Source organism: Flavobacterium cerinum, from assembly GCF_024496085.1.
In the GTDB taxonomy this organism is placed as follows: domain Bacteria; phylum Bacteroidota; class Bacteroidia; order Flavobacteriales; family Flavobacteriaceae; genus Flavobacterium; species Flavobacterium cerinum_A.
Genome location: NZ_CP101751.1, coordinates 2,044,621 through 2,061,956, shown reverse-complemented (window position 1 = coordinate 2,061,956; position 17,336 = coordinate 2,044,621). Strand labels below are relative to the sequence as shown.

The window sequence follows — 17,336 nt, the reverse complement described above, 5'->3', positions numbered from 1 at the left end:
CAATGTAGTGAATTCTGAAAGATTAAAAAAGGATTCGATTGTTAATAGATGATCTTCCAAAAGGGTTTTATCCTATTTTTATAACATAAAAAACGGGAGATTTTAAATTATACTACAACTATAATTGAAAAACCAGCGGCATATGAACTGTAACAAACGATCACTTTATCGGACTGATAAAAGAAAATGATGAAACTACCTGTATTATTATTGATCATTCTCAGTTCCGCTACCACTATGTTTAGTCAGGAAGCACCAACATCCGAATTACATCGAACTTTAAAAGAGAAAGACAGTTTGCTGTTTACGGTCGGTTTTAATACCTGTGACATTCGTCAATTTGAGAAACTTGTCAGCACTCATTTTGAATTTTATCACGATCTGGGTGGTATTACAAAATCAAAAGCGGATTTTATTTCCGGGATAAAAAACGGCCTTTGTCAATCGGAATACAAATCCCGCAGAGAATTAGTTCGCGGAAGTTTACAAGTTTATCCCTTAAAACAAAACGGTGTTTTATATGGCGCAATACAAACCGGAAGCCATCGTTTTTATGAAACCGGTAAAAACAAAAAGGAATATCCGACCAGCATTGCAAAATTTACACATGTCTGGTTACTTGAAAACGGCGAATGGCAATTAAGTCGCGGCCTCAGTTATGATCATCAACCCTATCCGCATAAATAACAATGCTTATTTGTTTCAAATAAAAAAGACTCCTTAACAGGAGCCTTTTCGTTTACTTATTTAGTGTATTATTTTCGGTTTACGCTTTATGAATATTTTCCATATCCACTTCCACACCCAGACCTTTAGCAATTCCCGCTCCAAGTCGCGGATCGGCTCTAAACCAATGGCATAATTGTCGGTTGATAATTTCCATTTTTTTCGGTCCGCCAATTCCCTTCATCGCACCAACAATATTATTGATTGTATTTTGTTGTGCTTCCGGTGTCATTATAGCGAACAATTTACCGGGTTGAGAATAATGATCATTTTCTCCCTCCGCATTGCGATCGTACCAGTCGGCTACGGAATTTCCTAAATCCCAGGCCGGCTCTTTATAAGATTGATCAACTTCAATAGAATCAAAACTATTCGGGAAATAATTCGGATTACTACCTCCGTTACCATCAATTCGCATCATACCGTCGCGTTGGTAGTTGTTTACTGCAAACGGGCAACGGTTCACCGGAATCTGCTCATAATTGGTTCCTAAGCGATAACGATGTGCATCCGGGTAGGACAATAGACGTCCCTGTAACATCTTATCCGGAGAATATCCGATTCCGTCTATAACGTGTGCCGGTGCAAAAGCGGCCTGTTCTACATCCTGAAAGTAGTTATCCGGATTTTGATTCAGTTCCAATACCCCAACATCAATCAACGGATAATCACCATGTGGCCATACTTTCGTAAGATCAAACGGATTGATATGATACGTCTGCGCTTCTGCTTCCGTCATCACCTGAATTTTCAGATTCCATCTCGGATAATGTCCGTTTTCGATTGCTTCAAACAAATCACGTTGTGCATAATCCATATCTTGCGAACGCATATGATCCGCTTCCGGTCCGGTAAAGTTTTTAATTCCCTGCGCCGATTTAAAATGGAATTTCACATAAAAACGTTCGTTTTTATCATTTATCATTGAAAAAGTATGACTTCCGAATCCGTGCATAAAACGATATCCTTTCGGTGTTCCGCGATCGGACATCAATATTAGTACCTGATGTAAGCTTTCCGGGTTTAGCGACCAAAAATCCCACATCATTGTCGGTGATTTTAAATTGGTTTGCGGGTCTCTTTTTTGTGTATGGATAAAATCGCCGAATTTTTTAGGATCTTTAATAAAGAAAATCGGAGTATTATTTCCTACCAAATCCCAATTTCCGTCTTCGGTATAGAATTTAATAGCAAAACCTCTCGGATCCCGTTCCGAATCAGCCGAACCTTTTTCTCCTCCAACCGTAGAAAAACGAAGAAAAACACGGGTTTCTTTTCCAATTTTATTAAACAATTTTGCTTTGGTATACTGCGTAATATCATGGGTTACCGTAAAAGTCCCGTAAGCTCCGGAACCTTTAGCATGCACAACTCTTTCCGGAATACGTTCCCGGTTAAAGTGTGCCATTTTTTCATGCAATATAAAATCCTGAAGTAAAATGGGACCACGGGCTCCCGCAGTTTGTGAATTTTCATTTTCCACATACGGTTTTCCTGAGGCAGTTGTTAGTTTGTTGTGTGCTTTCATTTTCACTTTGTTTTTGAATTAATAAATAGCTCGTTGTTTAAAGTTTTGAGTATCAACTCCTATTCACTTTAAATTTACTCAAAATTATCGAATGAAAGCACACAAAACATATAATTCAAATTGATTGTTTTTATTTTTTGATAACCAAAAACTATATTACATTTTGGTATAAACTTTGATTACCTTTGACTATAAATAACAATTACTATGAAAAAAATAATTTTACTCCTTGCCCTTTTACCTTTATCCCATTCTGCCGATGCACAGCTTTTAAAAAAGTTGACCGACAAAATCCAAAGCACTACTAAAACTAAAACTCAAAACTCCGGATTGTTAAGTCAAACCGATATTGCTTCCGGTTTAAAAGAGGCCTTAAATAAAGGTATAGAGAAGCAAGTTGTAAAACTGACGCAGGTAGACGGTTTCTATAAAAATGAAATGGTTAAGATTTTGATGCCGGAAGAATTACAGAAAGTAGACAAGACCCTACGTAGTATGGGAATGGGAAGTCTGGCAGATGAAGGTTTAAAAATGATGAACCGTGCCGCAGAAGATGCAGTAAAAGAAGCTACACCTATTTTTGTAAATGCGATTAAAGGGATGACTTTTACTGATGCCAAAAACATTCTTTTGGGTAATGAAACCGCAGCAACGAGTTATCTTCAAACGTCAACATCGACTGCATTGTATGCTAAATTTAATCCGGTGATTAAAAATTCGTTTGAAAAAGTCGGAGCGGATAAAGTTTGGAGTGGCATTATCAATAAATATAACGGAATACCGTTGGTGAAAAAAGTGAATCCCGATTTAACGGATTATGTTACTAACGAAGCTATGGAAGGTGTATTTAAAATGATTTCGGTAGAAGAAAAAGACATCCGCGGTAATTTGAATTCCCGTAGTTCGGATTTGTTGAAAAAAGTCTTCGCGATGCAGGATAAAAAATAATCTTTTATTATAGAAAATACAAAAACGACCCGTTCAGAAAGAAAAATCTTAAAACATTCTCAGGATTCTATTTTTTTAATTATCAATAACATACAAATAACATTCTGTTAACACTACAGCTTAAAAAATTGTCGGACATTTGCAGAGTAATAAATGATTTCTCATTTGGTTAGGGTTAGTTAAAAAAGAAATGCCGGTGCTTCTCACACCGGCTTTTTTTATGGTCATACCCGACAAATTTTGAAAACCCGTCGGATATAATAGTTCTATAAGGAATTTAAAAATGCAAGCAAAGCATTTCTTTCTGAAGTAGAAAGTTGTTTAAAGCGATCTTTTGCTTTTTGCCCTTCACCGCCATGCCATAGTATCGCTTCCGTTAGATTACGTGCTCGTCCGTCATGCAGGAAAAAAGTATGTCCGTTGACCAGTTCGGTTAATCCGATCCCCCACAAAGGTCTTGTTTTCCATTCACTTCCGCTTGCTAAAAAATCAGGTCGGTTATCAGCCAGTCCTTCTCCCATATCATGAAGTAATAAATCGGAATACGGGAAAATAGTCTGATTAGACAATGCTGCAATCGGGCTAAATCCGGTAGTTTGTTTTGGAGTGTGGCATTGCGCACATCCTATTCGTTCAAAAATTCCGGCGCCCTCGCGTACTTGTCGGTTACTAATATTTCTCGGTGCCGGTACTGCGAGTGTCTTACAATATAAGGCAACCTGATCCAATACATCATTTGTAATCTCCGGATCATCATTCAGACCGTCTTGTCCGTTCGACTGATTATGTCCGGTTTCATTCGGAAAAACATAATTGGTGATTCCCATATCTTCTACATAAGCGGCAGCACATTGTACCAAAATAGTTCCGGTATTGGCTTTCCATCCGAAACGTCCTAAAACCGTTTGTTGTAAAACAGGATCCCATACATAATTTGCTTTTCCGGAAATGCCGTCTCCGTTATTATCGTTAACATCCTGAAGTGCGAGAATATTCGCTTCCGGAATTGCTTCCAATAATCCCAATCCGAAAACCGGAGTTCCGATTCGAGGTGATAACATCATACCGGCCGGAAACGGAGTATACGGATTTGTAAGTGTAATAATTGGTTTTTTAAGCGTGACAACCGTTCCGTCAGCCAATGTTTCCGTACGTTCTTCAAAAGTTACCTGATAAGCTGCTTCCGGTGTATATCCGAACAACGCCTGATTTTGAATCTGCAATCCGAATCCCGGCGCAGCCAATGGTCCGCCATGTGCATCCGTTCCCGGTATACTGGCTCTGACTAATAAACCGCTGCGATTATTAATGATCAATGGAAACGCCGATCGTCCGTCTCTAGGATGGCAGGCAATACAGGAAGAATTATTAAAAATCGGTCCTAAACCGGAATTTACGTTGGCCGGAGCTGTAACAAAAATCGATTCAAATTGTACATCACCCGACAAATGCAATCCCAGACTCTGCGGATCCAGATTCGGTGCCGGCGTACTGAAGGCATTACTGGTCGCCAGAAAAACAGTTGTTTCTCCACCGGCCATTAACCGATCATTCAAATCCGGGATGTTTTCATATTCGGCAGCATCACCATCATTATTACTACAGGAAAGCAAAGTCATTCCCAACAAGCTAAGCGCTATGTATTTTTTTATCATGTTATTTTTCATTGGAAAATCCCTCACTTAAATTATATTAGGTGAGGGATTAGGAAGACATCATAATAAAGGTTCACAAAATTTCGCGTTTTGTGAAACTAAATTATAGTCAAAATTTATAGTTACTATGGCAATTACTATTCTTAATTGTTAATTAACGGTAACAATTGTGTTTGTAGCATACTAAACAATTCGTTTACCTTTTGCTGTGCATTTTCTACAGCCGGTCTGTTGTTATAGATTGCATCTGTAAATGATACCGGTACTGCTTCGATTGCAGCGATTGATTCAGAAATTTTAGCTTTGATAGCCGTATCCAATTGTGGATTTCTTGCCGCTACGATATCTGTTAACCCTTTTCCGTTTACACTACCGTAATCTCCCAAATAGATATTTTGAACACTACGGATATTATCAGCAAAGTCCAATAATGAGTTTTTACTGAAACGTGATTCTTCCGCCTGTGGTGAAACACCTTCTCCATTCGGTCCGTTTAACGGTTCCTGGATTTTTGTATTGGCAACCTCATCAGCAATAGTAATAATACCGTGAACGAATTCTTCTAAAGCTGATTTTTGTGAAGGATATTTTACGTTACCTGAATTTCCGGCAGTCAAGAAAAACCCAACATAATTTCCGGAAGAAACACTCCATCCATTGATCAATGTCTGTGTATTATTTTGTAAATCTTCAGCAGCCGCTTTTAGATATTGTAATTCACGAGCTGTAAGTTGAGACGCCGTTTTTGTTCCGTTTTCACCCCATAACAAGAACTCGATTAAGTGGAAACCACGTGCTTCCGGGTTCGCTGCAATAAGGTTAGCCGTAATTTGTTGGCTACTCGATAAAATATTATTCATCGCTTCCACGTCAACCGGCCAGGTATCCATAGCCGGATCCAAACCACCGTTACCTAAAGCATCATCAGCAACCGGACCGTATAAAAATCCTTCTGATTGCTCCCATGGTTTTCGGGTATTCATCCAGGCTTGTTTTGCCGCTGTAAGGTTCGCTTCATTTGGTGTTGTTGCTAATGTATTGATTGCAGTTCTAAGCTCTCCAGCTTTCTGATTTAATGTTTTATAGGTTTCCACTACTACATTAGAAGACACATTGCTGATTACGTCTGTAAAAAGTGATGCATTCGGATCTACATAGTTAGTATCGTCATTATTACTACAATTTACCAATGCCATTGCCATTGCGACAAATCCTAAGCTTAAAATTCTTCTTTTCATTTATTAAATAATTTGAATTAGTAATTTATAATTAAAACGAGAATCCGATTCCGGCTGAAAAAGTATTCTCCTGTTGTCTTTCACCTGTATTCAGAGCGGTTACCGGATCAAACTGGTATGATCCTAATTTTCTGTTCTGATAGTGTGCTTTTAACACAATCTGCGGATGTACAAACCAGTTAACCCCCCCCATAATAGCACTGCGTTCCCAACGTGGCTTACGCACAACATTTCCTTCCACTTCATGCATGGTATCGTAGTAATCATAGCGCATAAACGGATATAATCTTTGTTTGGCTTTAGCATTAAAGAAGTGAAGAATATCATAACCTACTTCTGCTGAAAAACCGACTACACTTTTACCAACCGGAGTTCTTTTCACTCCTAAATTATTGGATAAACTGGCATTTCTACGGGAAACGATATTGGAATTTTCAAGGTTACCGTATAAGAAAATAGAGTTGAAACGCAGGTAATCTTCATCATAGGTAATGTGTCCTTCGAATATGGTCACATAAGCTGATTCTTTCATATCGTTTTTAGGGCGATTGGCAGCAGCATCATTGATATAGGCTGAAACTCCGAAATAGGTATTCTTATGCGTTCCGAATTTATAATCCAGACGTGCAGTAAGCGCCCAACTTTCACCAACAGACATTTCAAAACGGGTCTGGTATCCTTCTTTGATCCATCCTCTTGAACTAAATCCGGAAGCATCTAAACCGTTAGTTACCGACACTTCATATTTTAATCTTTTTTTCCAGAAAGTTCCGTGGAACTGTACTCCGTTTTCATACCAACCTAACGGTAGAATTTCGTTTTCCATTTCCTGACGGTGCGTTGTAAAATAAGAGATCGGACGATCTAAATCCTGTGCCAATCCGAAGTGGATTTTCATACGACCAACACGTACATTAAAGTACGGGCGAATTGCAAGATTCACATGAACCTGCTCGATTTTTACTTCTCCACCCGCTTCGATTTCCTGTTCGTATTCTCCTGCTTCTTCCTGTGTATCCAGTTCTACTGTAGAACCTGTTCCACCGTGTTCAAATTCAATTTCCGATTTAAAACTGATCCAATCGTTAAAATTGTATCCCAAATATAAGTTTAGACGTTCGGCATCAAACTTATCTTTCATTCCAAGGTCGGTATCATAGCGACGGTAGTTATAATAATTCACTACTCCGTATCCGCTTAAAGTAAATTTACTCCAGTTAAAAAGGTTTTTATTGTCGTTCGCAAAATCATTTTTTACTTCTTGTCGCAACTCCTCTTTAAGTTCTTTTTTAAGTTGTTCTTTAAGTAATTTAATACTCGTAGAATCAACGGTTTGTGCATATCCAGTATACGATAATCCGGCGAGTAATAATAGTAATATTCGGTTCATATAATTTTGAAATTTTGGGCAAAGCTATATATTTATTTTTAATAAGTCTAAATAAGTGTAATATTTTTTTAACTTTGCCCTAACTTTTGTTTAAGATTATTTTATGTTAAAAGAATCAAGATTCGCTAACGTTTTAGCCTCCAACAGTTTATTATCGACAATAAGCGAGCTAAAAAGAAAGCGGGATCAATTTGTATCTGCCTTATTTACTCCGATTGACTATTCTCAACTGGTACTTTTCAGGATTGTTTTTGGTTTACTAATTGCCTTACATAGTGTACAGTCGGTTTCTTCCGATTGGGTGCGTCGTAACTTTATGCTACCGTCCTATACTTTCTCCCATATCGGAATGGATTGGCTGCAACCGTTACCCGGTGACGGAATGCTTTATTATTTCTATGCGATGGCTTTATTGGGACTATTAATTTCAATTGGTTTTTTTTATCGCTGGAGTCTGGGATTATTTACCATCCTCTGGACCGGTGTGTACTTTATGCAGAAAACCGCATACAATAATCATCATTATCTGCTTTTACTACTTTGTTTGATCATGCTTTTCTTACCGGCTAACTGTGCCTATTCTGTCGATGCAAAATTAAAACCATCGATTCGGCGTAATGCCATCCCACAGTGGTGTATCTGGGTTTTGATTCTTCAGGTTGGTATTGTGTATTTTTATGCAACGGTTGCCAAATTATATCCCGACTGGCTGGACGGTACTTTTACTCGGGAAATGCTACGAAAACATGCTACACCCACACTTGAAAATCTGTATTCTCAAAAATGGTTTTACCTGTTTATTGCCTATGCCGGTATTCTGTTTGATCTGATGGTTGTTCCGTTGTTGCTATGGCGCAGAACCCGATTTCTGGCTTTTATTGCGTCACTGATTTTTCACGTTTTTAATAAACTACACCTCGGAATCGGTATATTTCCTTTTCTGGCGCTTTCTTTTACCATTTTATTTTTTCCGCCTGAAACCATTCGACGTATTTTCTTCCGAAAGAAAATTACAGCACCTATACCTGTTCACGCTGATTATTCCGGAAAAAAAATCCTGATCTATTTTTTCGTGCCTTATTTTATTTTCCAGTCGCTATTCCCGTTACGCCATTGGCTGATTGAAGGTGATGTATTGTGGACAGAAGAAGGTCATCGTTTAAGTTGGCGGATGATGCTTCGCAATCGTAGCGGCTATTCCAAATTCTATGTTGTGGATCCGGTTACAAAGGAGAAAAAACGCTATAAATTAAAACGAATACTGACCAAAAAACAGATTCGCGGGATGCAAACCAAACCCGATATGATCTGGCAAACCGCTCAAAAAATAAAAGAAGAGTATCAAAAAAAGGGAAAAGAGGTTCACATTTATATCGATTCGAAGGTCTCAATAAATAAAAAACCACTCAGGAGGCTCATCGATCCTAATATTGATTTTGCCAAAGCCAAATGGAACTATTTCACTCACAATGAATGGATTCTACTTTACGAATAACCTAATTATTAACAACAAGAAGTCATATTCATCAAATAAAATTCAAAAAAATATCGTTCAAAGACCAAATGATTGAGAAAATTTAGTAGTATTGCAAATTATTTAGATTTAGTATAAATAAAAATAACTTACAAAATGACAAGAACTATACACGCCTGTTTAACTGCATTACTATGGCTAGCTGTCACAGACAGTGTGGCGCAACCGATTCGTATTGGAAACGAGACCAGCAACAATATTACCAGTAATGCTCCCGTAAACTGTGTTTATGAAAAATCGGCCAGTGAAAGCCTCTATCTTTCCAGCGAAATCGACAATTCCGGAACTATTACTGCCTTATCCTGGCAACACAGTTCAACTTTTAATGCTTCAATAACCAATAATATCAAGATTTATCTGAGAACTACAACCCAAACGGCTTTACCATCGGGAACAGTCGGAACCGGTTTTTCAGGTTACACTGAAGTATTTTCAGGTTCAATCCCAACAATAGCATCGGCCGGTTGGAATACAGTAACCCTTACAGCTCCGTTTACCTATGACAAAAATGCCGGGAATCTATTCATATTGGTAGTTCGGGATGCTGCAACCAAAGATGACAACAATTATCCGAGATTCCGTGCTACGACAACTAATCCAAACTATTTGTGTCGTAAATACAGTAGTGGTGTAGATTTCTTTACGCCAACAGCAACGCCCTGGAGCAGCAATTCGGCTATGAGCGGTGATTATTACCGTCCGAACATTCAGATTACAATGAATGCGAATACACCTACTGCGACTTACTGTACGATTACGAATAACAACAGTTGCCTGTATGGCGGAACTATTACTAACGTAACATTTGCCGGAATCAATAATACAACCGATTGTAGTCAGGATAATTATTCCTATATCGACTATACTGGTACTGTAGCAGCGGGTCAGCTAACAAAAGGTTCAACTCAAACAATTTCTGTAACCGTAGACAATCCGGGAAGTAGTGGCGGTGTTGGTGTCTGGATTGATTTTAATCAGAACGGAACCTTCGAAAGCAGTGAATTTTTTAGTTTAGGGACTATTAACAGTAGTAACAGTGCCACTTTTAGCAGCAACCAGATTACAATTCCGACGACAGCTTTAGCCGGTACAACCCGAATGCGAATCCGTTCAAAACGATTAACTGCCGTTACAGCTGCTGAATCCTGCGAATTTATAGGAAGTGCGCGTGGTGAAGTTGAAGATTATGCCATCACAATAACACAACAACCTTTGACAATATCTGATTTTGATAAGCCCATTGTAACTTTATTCCCTAATCCAACTCAGGGTAATATTACATTTGAATCAATCAATACGATCAAAAAAATCACCCTTTTTAACCCAATCGGTCAGATAATTGCCGTTTCCAATACTAATTCAGCCGATTTAACCGCTTTTGCAAACGGAATTTATACAGCACGGATTGAATTTGAAGATGGTAAGACCGTTTCTCAAAAAATTATCAAAAAATAATAACCATGAAAATCCCCTACTTATTTTTACTCCTAATCAGTACCTTTACGTATGCCCAACATTGGGAGTCTGATTTCGAAGACGGTAAAAAACTGGCTACAGCCGAAAACAAAAATATCGTACTGGTTTTTTCCGGTTCCGACTGGTGTGCGCCATGTATCAAACTGGACAAAACCATCTGGAGTTCGGAAGAGTTTAAAACCGAAGCAAAAAAAAACTGGATTTTGGTAAAAGTAGACTTTCCGAAAAAGAAATCCAATAATTTATCTGAAAATCAAAAGTCACAAAATAACAGCCTGGCGGAACAATATAACAAAGAAGGCCATTTCCCATTAGTTGTAGTACTGGACAAAAACGGAAAAGTACTTGGCAAAACCGGTTATAAAAACATTCCTCCATCGGCTTATATCGAATTATTACACACATTGGAAAATAAAATATGAAACGTTTACTTCTAACATTTTTCCTGATCGGTAGTTTTGCAGTTCAGGCACAGGTAGCACAGAAAAGAGTTGTAAAACTTATGGGGAGTCGTTTTGACATTACCATAGTAGCCAAAGACATCCCAACTGCCAATGCCTATATTGACACTGCTATAGTCGAAATATCCCGGATTGAAAATCTGATCTCAGAATGGATGCCGCATACTCAGGTTTCCGAAATCAACCGGAATGCCGGAATCAAACCCGTTGTTGTCGATCAGGAGCTTTTTGATCTGACACAACGCGCCATCGGTTTTTCAAAACTCACAGACGGTGCATTTGACATCAGCTTTGCCGCAGCCGATAAAATATGGAAATATGACGGAAGTATGACTTCATTACCTTCTCCGGAAGAAGTAAAGGAATCGGTAAAAAAAATCGGGTACCAGAATATTATACTGGATAAAGAACATCGTACTATTTTCCTCAAATTACCGGGTATGAAAATCGGTTTCGGCTCAATCGGAAAAGGATATGCCGCTGATAAAACCAAAGAACTCATGATGGAAAAAGGTGTTATTGCCGGAATTATCAATGCATCGGGCGATATGAATACCTGGGGAAAACAACCGGATGGTAAAGATTGGACAATCGGAATTACCAATCCGAAAAACAAAGACCGGATTTTTGCGATTTTTCCGCTTACAGACGGTGCTGTGGTTACTTCCGGCAGTTACGAAAAATTTATCGAAATCGATAAAAAACGCTATTCCCATATCATCGATCCGAGAACAGGTTATCCGGCTTCCGGTTTATCCAGTGTAACTGTTTTTGCCAAAAGTGCAGAAATGGCTAACGGAATTTCGACTTCCGTGATGGTACTCGGTAAAGAAGTTGGCATGAACCTCATCAACCAGATTCCTCAGATTAGTGCTGTAATTGTTACCGACAACGGTAAGATTATCTATTCAAAAAATATTGACCACAAAAAGTTAAAAAGGACCAACAAATGAAACCCGCAATAATCTTTTTATTGTGCTTCGTTCTTTATTCCTGTAATACTGTTAAGGAATACGAAAAACAAAACATAAACGACCCCGACATGAAATTATCCGCTCGTTCATCTGAGCGTTATGAAACCAACGTTCAAATCTATCGTGAAGGAGCCTCCGGTGCAAATGGCGGTAAAACAGGTGGAGGCTGTGGTTGCAATTAAATCATGAAAAAAATACTTTTTTATACCAGTCTTTTCTGTTGCTCGATTGTAAATGCTCAGGAAGACGAAAACGCGAATACCTATAAAAAACGCGTTTTAGAAACTTCGGAAATCGAATTTCTGGGAAGCTATTACCAACAAAAAGGAAAACACTCTGCGGTGGGCGGTGGTGTCGGTACTGAAGAATTAAAAGATTATACGGCGAATATCGTTTTAACCATCCCGGTGAACGATGATGATGTACTAACAATTGACGCCGGTTTTTCAGCCTATACCTCAGCTTCGTCCAGTAATATCAACCCGTTTGTTAGCGATGGTTCGTTTACTACAACCAACAATAACAATACCGGCGCTTCCCGTGGAATGGGATCATCTGTTCCCTATACCAATAAGGATGATGATGATTATACGACTACAACCACACCGGCTCCATACGGAAGTCCGTGGATTGAATCGACAGGAGCATCCCGTAAAGATGTTTTAAAAACATTATCAGCCAGTTATAGCCATAGTTCAGACAATCGAAATACGATCTGGAATATCAACAGTAGTGTTTCGAAAGAATACGATTATCAGTCTTTTGGTGTAGGTGCCGGAATCGCAAAATTATTTAACGATAAAAATACCGAAGTCAACTTTAAAGCGAGTGCCTATTTTGATAAATGGTATGCCATCTACCCTACTGAATTACATGAATATTCTTTATATGGAGTAAATTTCCAAAATAACGGTTATTTCAAAGGCGTTACTATTTTAGATGAATACGGTCAGCAAACAACCAATTACCTTCCAAAGTCATTCCATGAGTTTTCGAATGAAAACCGGAATTCGTATTCCTTTTCATTAGGATTATCACAGGTATTAAACCGAAACCTGCAAGTATCCTTATTTATGGATGCTTTATATCAGGAGGGATTGCTTTCGACTCCGTATCATCGTATTTATTTTGCGGATAAAGCCAATTATTATATTGGTCAGCCGCGCTATATCCCGATTTATGACAAACCCGGTAACGTTGGTGTTTTCAGATTATCGGATGATGTGGAACGTTTGCCGGATACCCGATTTAAAATTCCGATCGGAGCTCGTCTTAATTACTATATCAGCGAGCAATTTGTACTTCGCAGCTATTACCGTTTTTATGCTGATGACTGGGGACTTGAAGCTCATACGGCCAGTATTGAAATTCCGTACCGTATTTCGGAACACTTTACGCTACTACCGATGTACCGTTTTTATACTCAGAAAGGTGTTCGCTATTTTGCTCCGTTTGAAAAACATTATTCGTATCAACGTTACTATACGTCTGATTATGATCTGTCCACTTTCGACACGCATCAATATGGCCTCGGCGTGAGTTATACCGATCTGCTTACCGGTAAGCGTGTTCTTGGATTCGGTTTAAAAAACCTGGATCTACGCTACAATCGCTATGAAAGAAGTGATGCTTTAAAAGCCGATATCATCTCTCTCGCAATCAAATTCGTTCAGTAAAAATCAAATGATCAATAACTATATTTAATTTTAACCTTAATCAATTATGAGTAAAAAACTATTTTTAATGCTAACACTGGTCGTTACGATCGTATTCTTTAGCTGTAACAAGGATGAAGACACTGTAGCGTTACAAAGTAATCCGGTTATCGGAACCTGGAAACTGGTTGAAGAATACAGCAACAACCAGCTTGTAACCCTAAACAACTGTAACTTACAGGAAACTTACATTTTCGGCGAACAACAATTTACACATGAAATGTATGGTAACGGTGGCCGTCGATTTGACGATTCAACACTTCAAAAAGGAGGAGACGATGACGACGATGACGATCATAACAGTGGCGGTGACGACGACGATGATGACGACGATGATGATCACGGACCGGTTAATCCAAACCCGGGTAACGGCGGCGGAACCAGTGACGATGATGACGATGACGATCACGGCGGAAACAACGGCGGAACTTGTGTTTTATCCGATACTGTAATCGGTTACTGGACCAATCCGGGGAACAACTTATACAGCCTGACTAATGCTAATAATACAGATACTATGAATATTATTTTTACAGACAACGGAAACAAATTCTATTATGAAGTTGCGGTAAACGTAAATGGTATTTCAGTTATGAAACGATACGTGTTCAAGCGACAATAATCCGGTATTTATTGTCAAAAATAAAAGCGGCTCCAATATCGGAGCCGCTTTTTTTATCAGGTAATGCGTTCGTGTAACTGCTTAAAATAGGCAAAAGCCTTTACTAGTCGGCTACCATACCAGGAGAACATTTCTCCGTCAACAAAAACGGTTTTCGCATGATGGGTAAATCTTCCTATTTCAAAGGCATGTTCGTCTTTAAACGGATACGGTTCTGAAGAAAGGAAAACCAGATCCGGATCCCCTTCTAGTCGTATTTTTTTCAACTCTACTTCCGGGTAACGGCCTTTATTTTCATAGATATTTTTAAAATGATTAAGCTTTAGCAATTCATTGATAAAATTATCCGATCCCGCTGCCATATAAGGTTCCCGCCATATAAAATAAGCGGCTTTCTTTTCGGGTTTATCAGCAATAAAGCGCTTAAAATCTTCGTAGGCATAACGCGTTTTTTCAATCCATTTCTGCGCATCAGTTCGTTTGTTAAATAACTGTCCGAAATCAGCAATCATCTGAAGATTATCTTCAATCGTAATAATGTTGGTCACCCAAACCGGACATACTTTAGACAATTCTGCAACAATTTCAGCCGTATTTTCTTCTTTATTCGCGATAATAATATCGGGATTTAGCAATCGTATTTTTTCGTAGTGTACTTTTTTAGTACCGCCAATAATTTTTTTAGTCGATTTAAGATGGTACGGGTGAATACAAAATTTGGTTATTCCAACAAGTTGGTCTTCCAGCCCCAATTCAAAAAGTAATTCGGTTTGCGAAGGAACAAGTGATACTATTCGTAACGGCGTATTCTCAAATAAATGCTGCGTTCCTAACTGATCTGTTAACGTTTTCATTTCACAAAAATACAAAAAGGGATACTTTAATGTTCTTTAAAATCGAACTTCCCCGATCTTTTGGAATTGAAATTTAGCGAACTTGCTTTTCTGATTTATTAAGTCCCAAACTATTATAAAAATGAACCTGTGCAATTCCTACAATTTCCTTTAACATAAAAGAGGTAAAAGCAAAATTATAGCTATTCGGAAAAACGGTTAGTCTGGTATTTATATAATCCGAAGGATACGGAACTCCTGTAATTCCAAAAGTTTCAAATAGCAGAAGCGCCCGTTTCAGATGAAAACCGGAAGTAACCAAATACACATGAGACGGCTTCTGTTTTTGTAAAATTGCACTGGAATATTTTGCATTTTGATAAGTATTCTCACTCCTGTCTTCTTCTATAATATCCGAATCCGGTATTCCCATAGCCATAAGTGCTTTTCGGAAAAGCACCGCTTCGGAAGTAATGGTACTATTCCCTTTTCCGGAAACAAGAATGGTACAGGATTGTTGTCGTTTTCGGACCTCATTATATAGTCGGGTAGTCGCTACCAACCTGGAATAAGATGTAATATGCGGTGATTCTATACCGTTAAAATCGGTGATTCCACCACCTAATACAACAATTACCGCAGGAATATCGGGATTAGAATTCGTCCTGTTCTTATACTCTTTTTGCAAATAGTTTGCGGTTATTTTTCCTAAAAATCCATTACCGATCCCTACAATAACCAATACTAATACTATAGAACTAATGGTTACTGCTCTCTTTTTTTTCTTCTTATTAAAAATGACGGTTATTATCATAATCAAAACACACAAGACAAACGGCTCGGCTAATACTTTAAAAAAAAGAAAAATGGTATCCCATACAGTTTTCATTATCACAATAATTTTTCTGTTAACATCACTTCCGAATAATTCTAAATCTTTTTTTAAATGAAAAACAACATCATATTACACCTCTATATTATGCTGACAAATTCAATCATTTAATTCTTCAGTTACTTCTTCATTAAAAATGACCGATAAGTAAAGCTTACTTCAATAATGATCAATTTTTCAATTGTTTCGCAAGTAATTTCTATATTACGAAAATACAAAAAGTAGTATCTTAGTAAGGAAAACCAATATAAAATGAAACAGATTTTATACCTGCTAATCGGGATTCTGGCTTTTGGTCACCTTTCTGCCCAAAAATTAAAACCCGGTTTTGATAAATCGGAATACACCGAATTATTACGTGCTTATTCCCGTTGGAGTGACAGTACACATTATAAAGATATTCCGGAAAGTTCCCGTTTTAGACGAACGTACCGATCGGAAGAAATGGGATTGGTTAACAAATGGGAACTGTATGAAAGTCCGGATCAGATCAATGTGATCAGCATACGCGGTACTACGCCAAGTGAAGTAAGCTGGCTGGCTAATTTTTATGCTGCCATGATTCCGGCCAAAGGGCAATTACATCTGAGTGATACTGTTACTTTTGATTATCATTTTGCTGACAATCCGCGTGCCGCTGTTCATGTAGGTTGGAGCGTAGCCAGTGCTTATTTACTTCAGGATATTATTCCCGTTTTATGGAAACAATATACATCCGGTGTTCGGGATTTTATAATTTTCGGACACAGTCAGGGAGGCGGTATCAGCTACCTCATCACCGCACAACTTCTATACTATCAGAAAACCGGTGTACTTCCTGCTGATATTCATTTTAAAACCTATTGCAGCGCAGCCCCAAAACCGGGCAATCTTCCGTTTGCATACGAATATGAAGCCTCCCGACAAATGGGATGGTCTTATACGATTGTCAATGCCGCCGACTGGGTTCCGGAAGTACCGGTTTCGATTCAGACGCTAACCGATTTCAATGTTACCAATCCGTTTAAGAATGCTAAAAGTCTTATTAAGAAACAGAAATTCCCTACCAATCTGGCTTTAAAACACGTTTACAATCAATTAACCAAACACAATAAAAAAGCAATGCGACGTTACCAGCAATATCTGGGTAAAGTCGCATCTAAATTTGTTGTCAAACAATTAGTCGGTTTTAAATCACCGGAATATTTTGAATCCAATCATTACGTCCGAACCGGAAATATGATCGTTCTTTACCCTGATTCGCTTTATTATGCGCAATATCCGGATAGTGATACCGATCTGTTTGTCCATCATTCAATACAATCGTATTTGTATTTGACGGATAAACTTCCGGATTAATCAACT

At 38.3% G+C, this 17,336-nt stretch carries 16 protein-coding genes; 10 read left to right on the top strand and 6 right to left on the bottom strand.

Going from position 1 to position 17,336, the window contains the following annotated elements:
* The first annotated feature begins 186 nt into the window (after positions 1-186).
* Positions 187-687: a nuclear transport factor 2 family protein gene (locus tag NOX80_RS09260; RefSeq protein WP_256549488.1), complete on the top strand. Its 501-nt coding sequence runs from the start codon at positions 187-189 to the stop codon at positions 685-687.
* 79 nt (positions 688-766) lie between these two features.
* Here the strand turns inward: NOX80_RS09260 and NOX80_RS09255 are convergent, their stop codons facing one another.
* On the bottom strand, positions 767-2,254 hold the full coding sequence (locus tag NOX80_RS09255) for a catalase (RefSeq protein ID WP_256549487.1): 1,488 nt from the start codon (positions 2,252-2,254) through the stop codon (positions 767-769).
* A gap of 207 nt (positions 2,255-2,461) precedes the next feature.
* Here NOX80_RS09255 and NOX80_RS09250 point away from each other — a divergent pair, with 207 nt between their 5' ends.
* Positions 2,462-3,202 (top strand): DUF4197 domain-containing protein, encoded by a 741-nt coding sequence (locus NOX80_RS09250; protein ID WP_256549486.1) that lies wholly within the window; start codon positions 2,462-2,464, stop codon positions 3,200-3,202.
* Positions 3,203-3,468: 266 nt separating this feature from the next.
* Here the strand turns inward: NOX80_RS09250 and NOX80_RS09245 are convergent, their stop codons facing one another.
* The 3 genes from NOX80_RS09245 to NOX80_RS09235 form a co-directional block, all read right to left on the bottom strand.
* Positions 3,469-4,857 carry a di-heme oxidoreductase family protein gene (locus NOX80_RS09245; protein ID WP_256549485.1) on the bottom strand — a complete coding sequence of 463 codons (1,389 nt, stop codon included), beginning with the start codon at positions 4,855-4,857 and terminating at the stop codon, positions 3,469-3,471.
* 143 nt (positions 4,858-5,000) lie between these two features.
* Positions 5,001-6,095: an imelysin family protein gene (locus tag NOX80_RS09240; protein WP_256549484.1), complete on the bottom strand. Its 1,095-nt coding sequence runs from the start codon at positions 6,093-6,095 to the stop codon at positions 5,001-5,003.
* A 31-nt stretch (positions 6,096-6,126) separates the two neighbouring features.
* Complete coding sequence (locus NOX80_RS09235) at positions 6,127-7,485, bottom strand: autotransporter outer membrane beta-barrel domain-containing protein (RefSeq protein ID WP_256549483.1); 1,359 nt, start codon at positions 7,483-7,485, stop codon at positions 6,127-6,129.
* Between the two features lie 103 nt (positions 7,486-7,588).
* Here NOX80_RS09235 and NOX80_RS09230 point away from each other — a divergent pair, with 103 nt between their 5' ends.
* From NOX80_RS09230 to NOX80_RS09200, 7 genes are all read left to right on the top strand, one after another.
* Positions 7,589-8,980: an HTTM domain-containing protein gene (locus tag NOX80_RS09230; protein ID WP_256549482.1), complete on the top strand. Its 1,392-nt coding sequence runs from the start codon at positions 7,589-7,591 to the stop codon at positions 8,978-8,980.
* Positions 8,981-9,115: 135 nt separating this feature from the next.
* Positions 9,116-10,474 (top strand): T9SS type A sorting domain-containing protein, encoded by a 1,359-nt coding sequence (locus NOX80_RS09225; RefSeq protein ID WP_256549481.1) that lies wholly within the window; start codon positions 9,116-9,118, stop codon positions 10,472-10,474.
* A 5-nt stretch (positions 10,475-10,479) separates the two neighbouring features.
* Complete coding sequence (locus NOX80_RS09220) at positions 10,480-10,917, top strand: thioredoxin family protein (RefSeq protein WP_256549480.1); 438 nt, start codon at positions 10,480-10,482, stop codon at positions 10,915-10,917.
* The gene (locus NOX80_RS09215; RefSeq protein ID WP_256549479.1) at positions 10,914-11,909 is read left to right on the top strand and encodes an FAD:protein FMN transferase; all 996 of its coding nucleotides are present in this window, start codon (positions 10,914-10,916) and stop codon (positions 11,907-11,909) included. Before NOX80_RS09220 ends, NOX80_RS09215 begins: the two co-directional genes overlap by 4 nt.
* The gene (locus tag NOX80_RS09210) at positions 11,906-12,112 is read left to right on the top strand and encodes a DUF4266 domain-containing protein (RefSeq protein WP_256549478.1); all 207 of its coding nucleotides are present in this window, start codon (positions 11,906-11,908) and stop codon (positions 12,110-12,112) included. The genes NOX80_RS09215 and NOX80_RS09210 overlap by 4 nt, the downstream gene beginning before the upstream one ends.
* 3 nt (positions 12,113-12,115) lie before the next feature.
* Entirely contained in the window at positions 12,116-13,606 is a 1,491-nt protein-coding gene (locus NOX80_RS09205; RefSeq protein ID WP_256549477.1) for a DUF3570 domain-containing protein, read from the top strand.
* Between the two features lie 46 nt (positions 13,607-13,652).
* A complete protein-coding gene (locus NOX80_RS09200; protein WP_256549476.1) occupies positions 13,653-14,267 on the top strand; it encodes a hypothetical protein in 615 nt (204 codons plus the stop codon).
* A 56-nt stretch (positions 14,268-14,323) separates the two neighbouring features.
* On the opposite strand, the gene NOX80_RS09195 is transcribed toward NOX80_RS09200, so the two are convergent.
* Positions 14,324-15,121, bottom strand: coding sequence for an ABC transporter substrate-binding protein (locus NOX80_RS09195; protein ID WP_256549475.1), 798 nt, complete (start codon positions 15,119-15,121; stop codon positions 14,324-14,326).
* A gap of 73 nt (positions 15,122-15,194) precedes the next feature.
* A complete protein-coding gene (locus tag NOX80_RS09190) occupies positions 15,195-15,989 on the bottom strand; it encodes a YdcF family protein (RefSeq protein ID WP_256549474.1) in 795 nt (264 codons plus the stop codon).
* Positions 15,990-16,244: 255 nt separating this feature from the next.
* Here NOX80_RS09190 and NOX80_RS09185 point away from each other — a divergent pair, with 255 nt between their 5' ends.
* Positions 16,245-17,330 (top strand): lipase family protein, encoded by a 1,086-nt coding sequence (locus NOX80_RS09185; protein WP_256549473.1) that lies wholly within the window; start codon positions 16,245-16,247, stop codon positions 17,328-17,330.
* Positions 17,331-17,336 lie beyond the last annotated feature (6 nt).

What these genes read in the sequence shown, in the direction of transcription:
- NOX80_RS09245 (WP_256549485.1), bottom strand. Translation starts at nt 4,857, where the DNA reads ATGATAAAAAAATACATAGCGCTTAGCTTGTTGGGAATGACTTTGCTT.
- NOX80_RS09185 (WP_256549473.1), top strand. Translation starts at nt 16,245, where the DNA reads ATGAAACAGATTTTATACCTGCTAATCGGGATTCTGGCTTTTGGTCAC.
- NOX80_RS09250 (WP_256549486.1), top strand. Translation starts at nt 2,462, where the DNA reads ATGAAAAAAATAATTTTACTCCTTGCCCTTTTACCTTTATCCCATTCT.
- NOX80_RS09225 (WP_256549481.1), top strand. Translation starts at nt 9,116, where the DNA reads ATGACAAGAACTATACACGCCTGTTTAACTGCATTACTATGGCTAGCT.
- NOX80_RS09205 (WP_256549477.1), top strand. Translation starts at nt 12,116, where the DNA reads ATGAAAAAAATACTTTTTTATACCAGTCTTTTCTGTTGCTCGATTGTA.
- NOX80_RS09200 (WP_256549476.1), top strand. Translation starts at nt 13,653, where the DNA reads ATGAGTAAAAAACTATTTTTAATGCTAACACTGGTCGTTACGATCGTA.
- NOX80_RS09255 (WP_256549487.1), bottom strand. Translation starts at nt 2,254, where the DNA reads ATGAAAGCACACAACAAACTAACAACTGCCTCAGGAAAACCGTATGTG.
- NOX80_RS09230 (WP_256549482.1), top strand. Translation starts at nt 7,589, where the DNA reads ATGTTAAAAGAATCAAGATTCGCTAACGTTTTAGCCTCCAACAGTTTA.
- NOX80_RS09215 (WP_256549479.1), top strand. Translation starts at nt 10,914, where the DNA reads ATGAAACGTTTACTTCTAACATTTTTCCTGATCGGTAGTTTTGCAGTT.
- NOX80_RS09260 (WP_256549488.1), top strand. Translation starts at nt 187, where the DNA reads ATGATGAAACTACCTGTATTATTATTGATCATTCTCAGTTCCGCTACC.
- NOX80_RS09195 (WP_256549475.1), bottom strand. Translation starts at nt 15,121, where the DNA reads ATGAAAACGTTAACAGATCAGTTAGGAACGCAGCATTTATTTGAGAAT.
- NOX80_RS09240 (WP_256549484.1), bottom strand. Translation starts at nt 6,095, where the DNA reads ATGAAAAGAAGAATTTTAAGCTTAGGATTTGTCGCAATGGCAATGGCA.
- NOX80_RS09235 (WP_256549483.1), bottom strand. Translation starts at nt 7,485, where the DNA reads ATGAACCGAATATTACTATTATTACTCGCCGGATTATCGTATACTGGA.
- NOX80_RS09210 (WP_256549478.1), top strand. Translation starts at nt 11,906, where the DNA reads ATGAAACCCGCAATAATCTTTTTATTGTGCTTCGTTCTTTATTCCTGT.
- NOX80_RS09220 (WP_256549480.1), top strand. Translation starts at nt 10,480, where the DNA reads ATGAAAATCCCCTACTTATTTTTACTCCTAATCAGTACCTTTACGTAT.
- NOX80_RS09190 (WP_256549474.1), bottom strand. Translation starts at nt 15,989, where the DNA reads ATGAAAACTGTATGGGATACCATTTTTCTTTTTTTTAAAGTATTAGCC.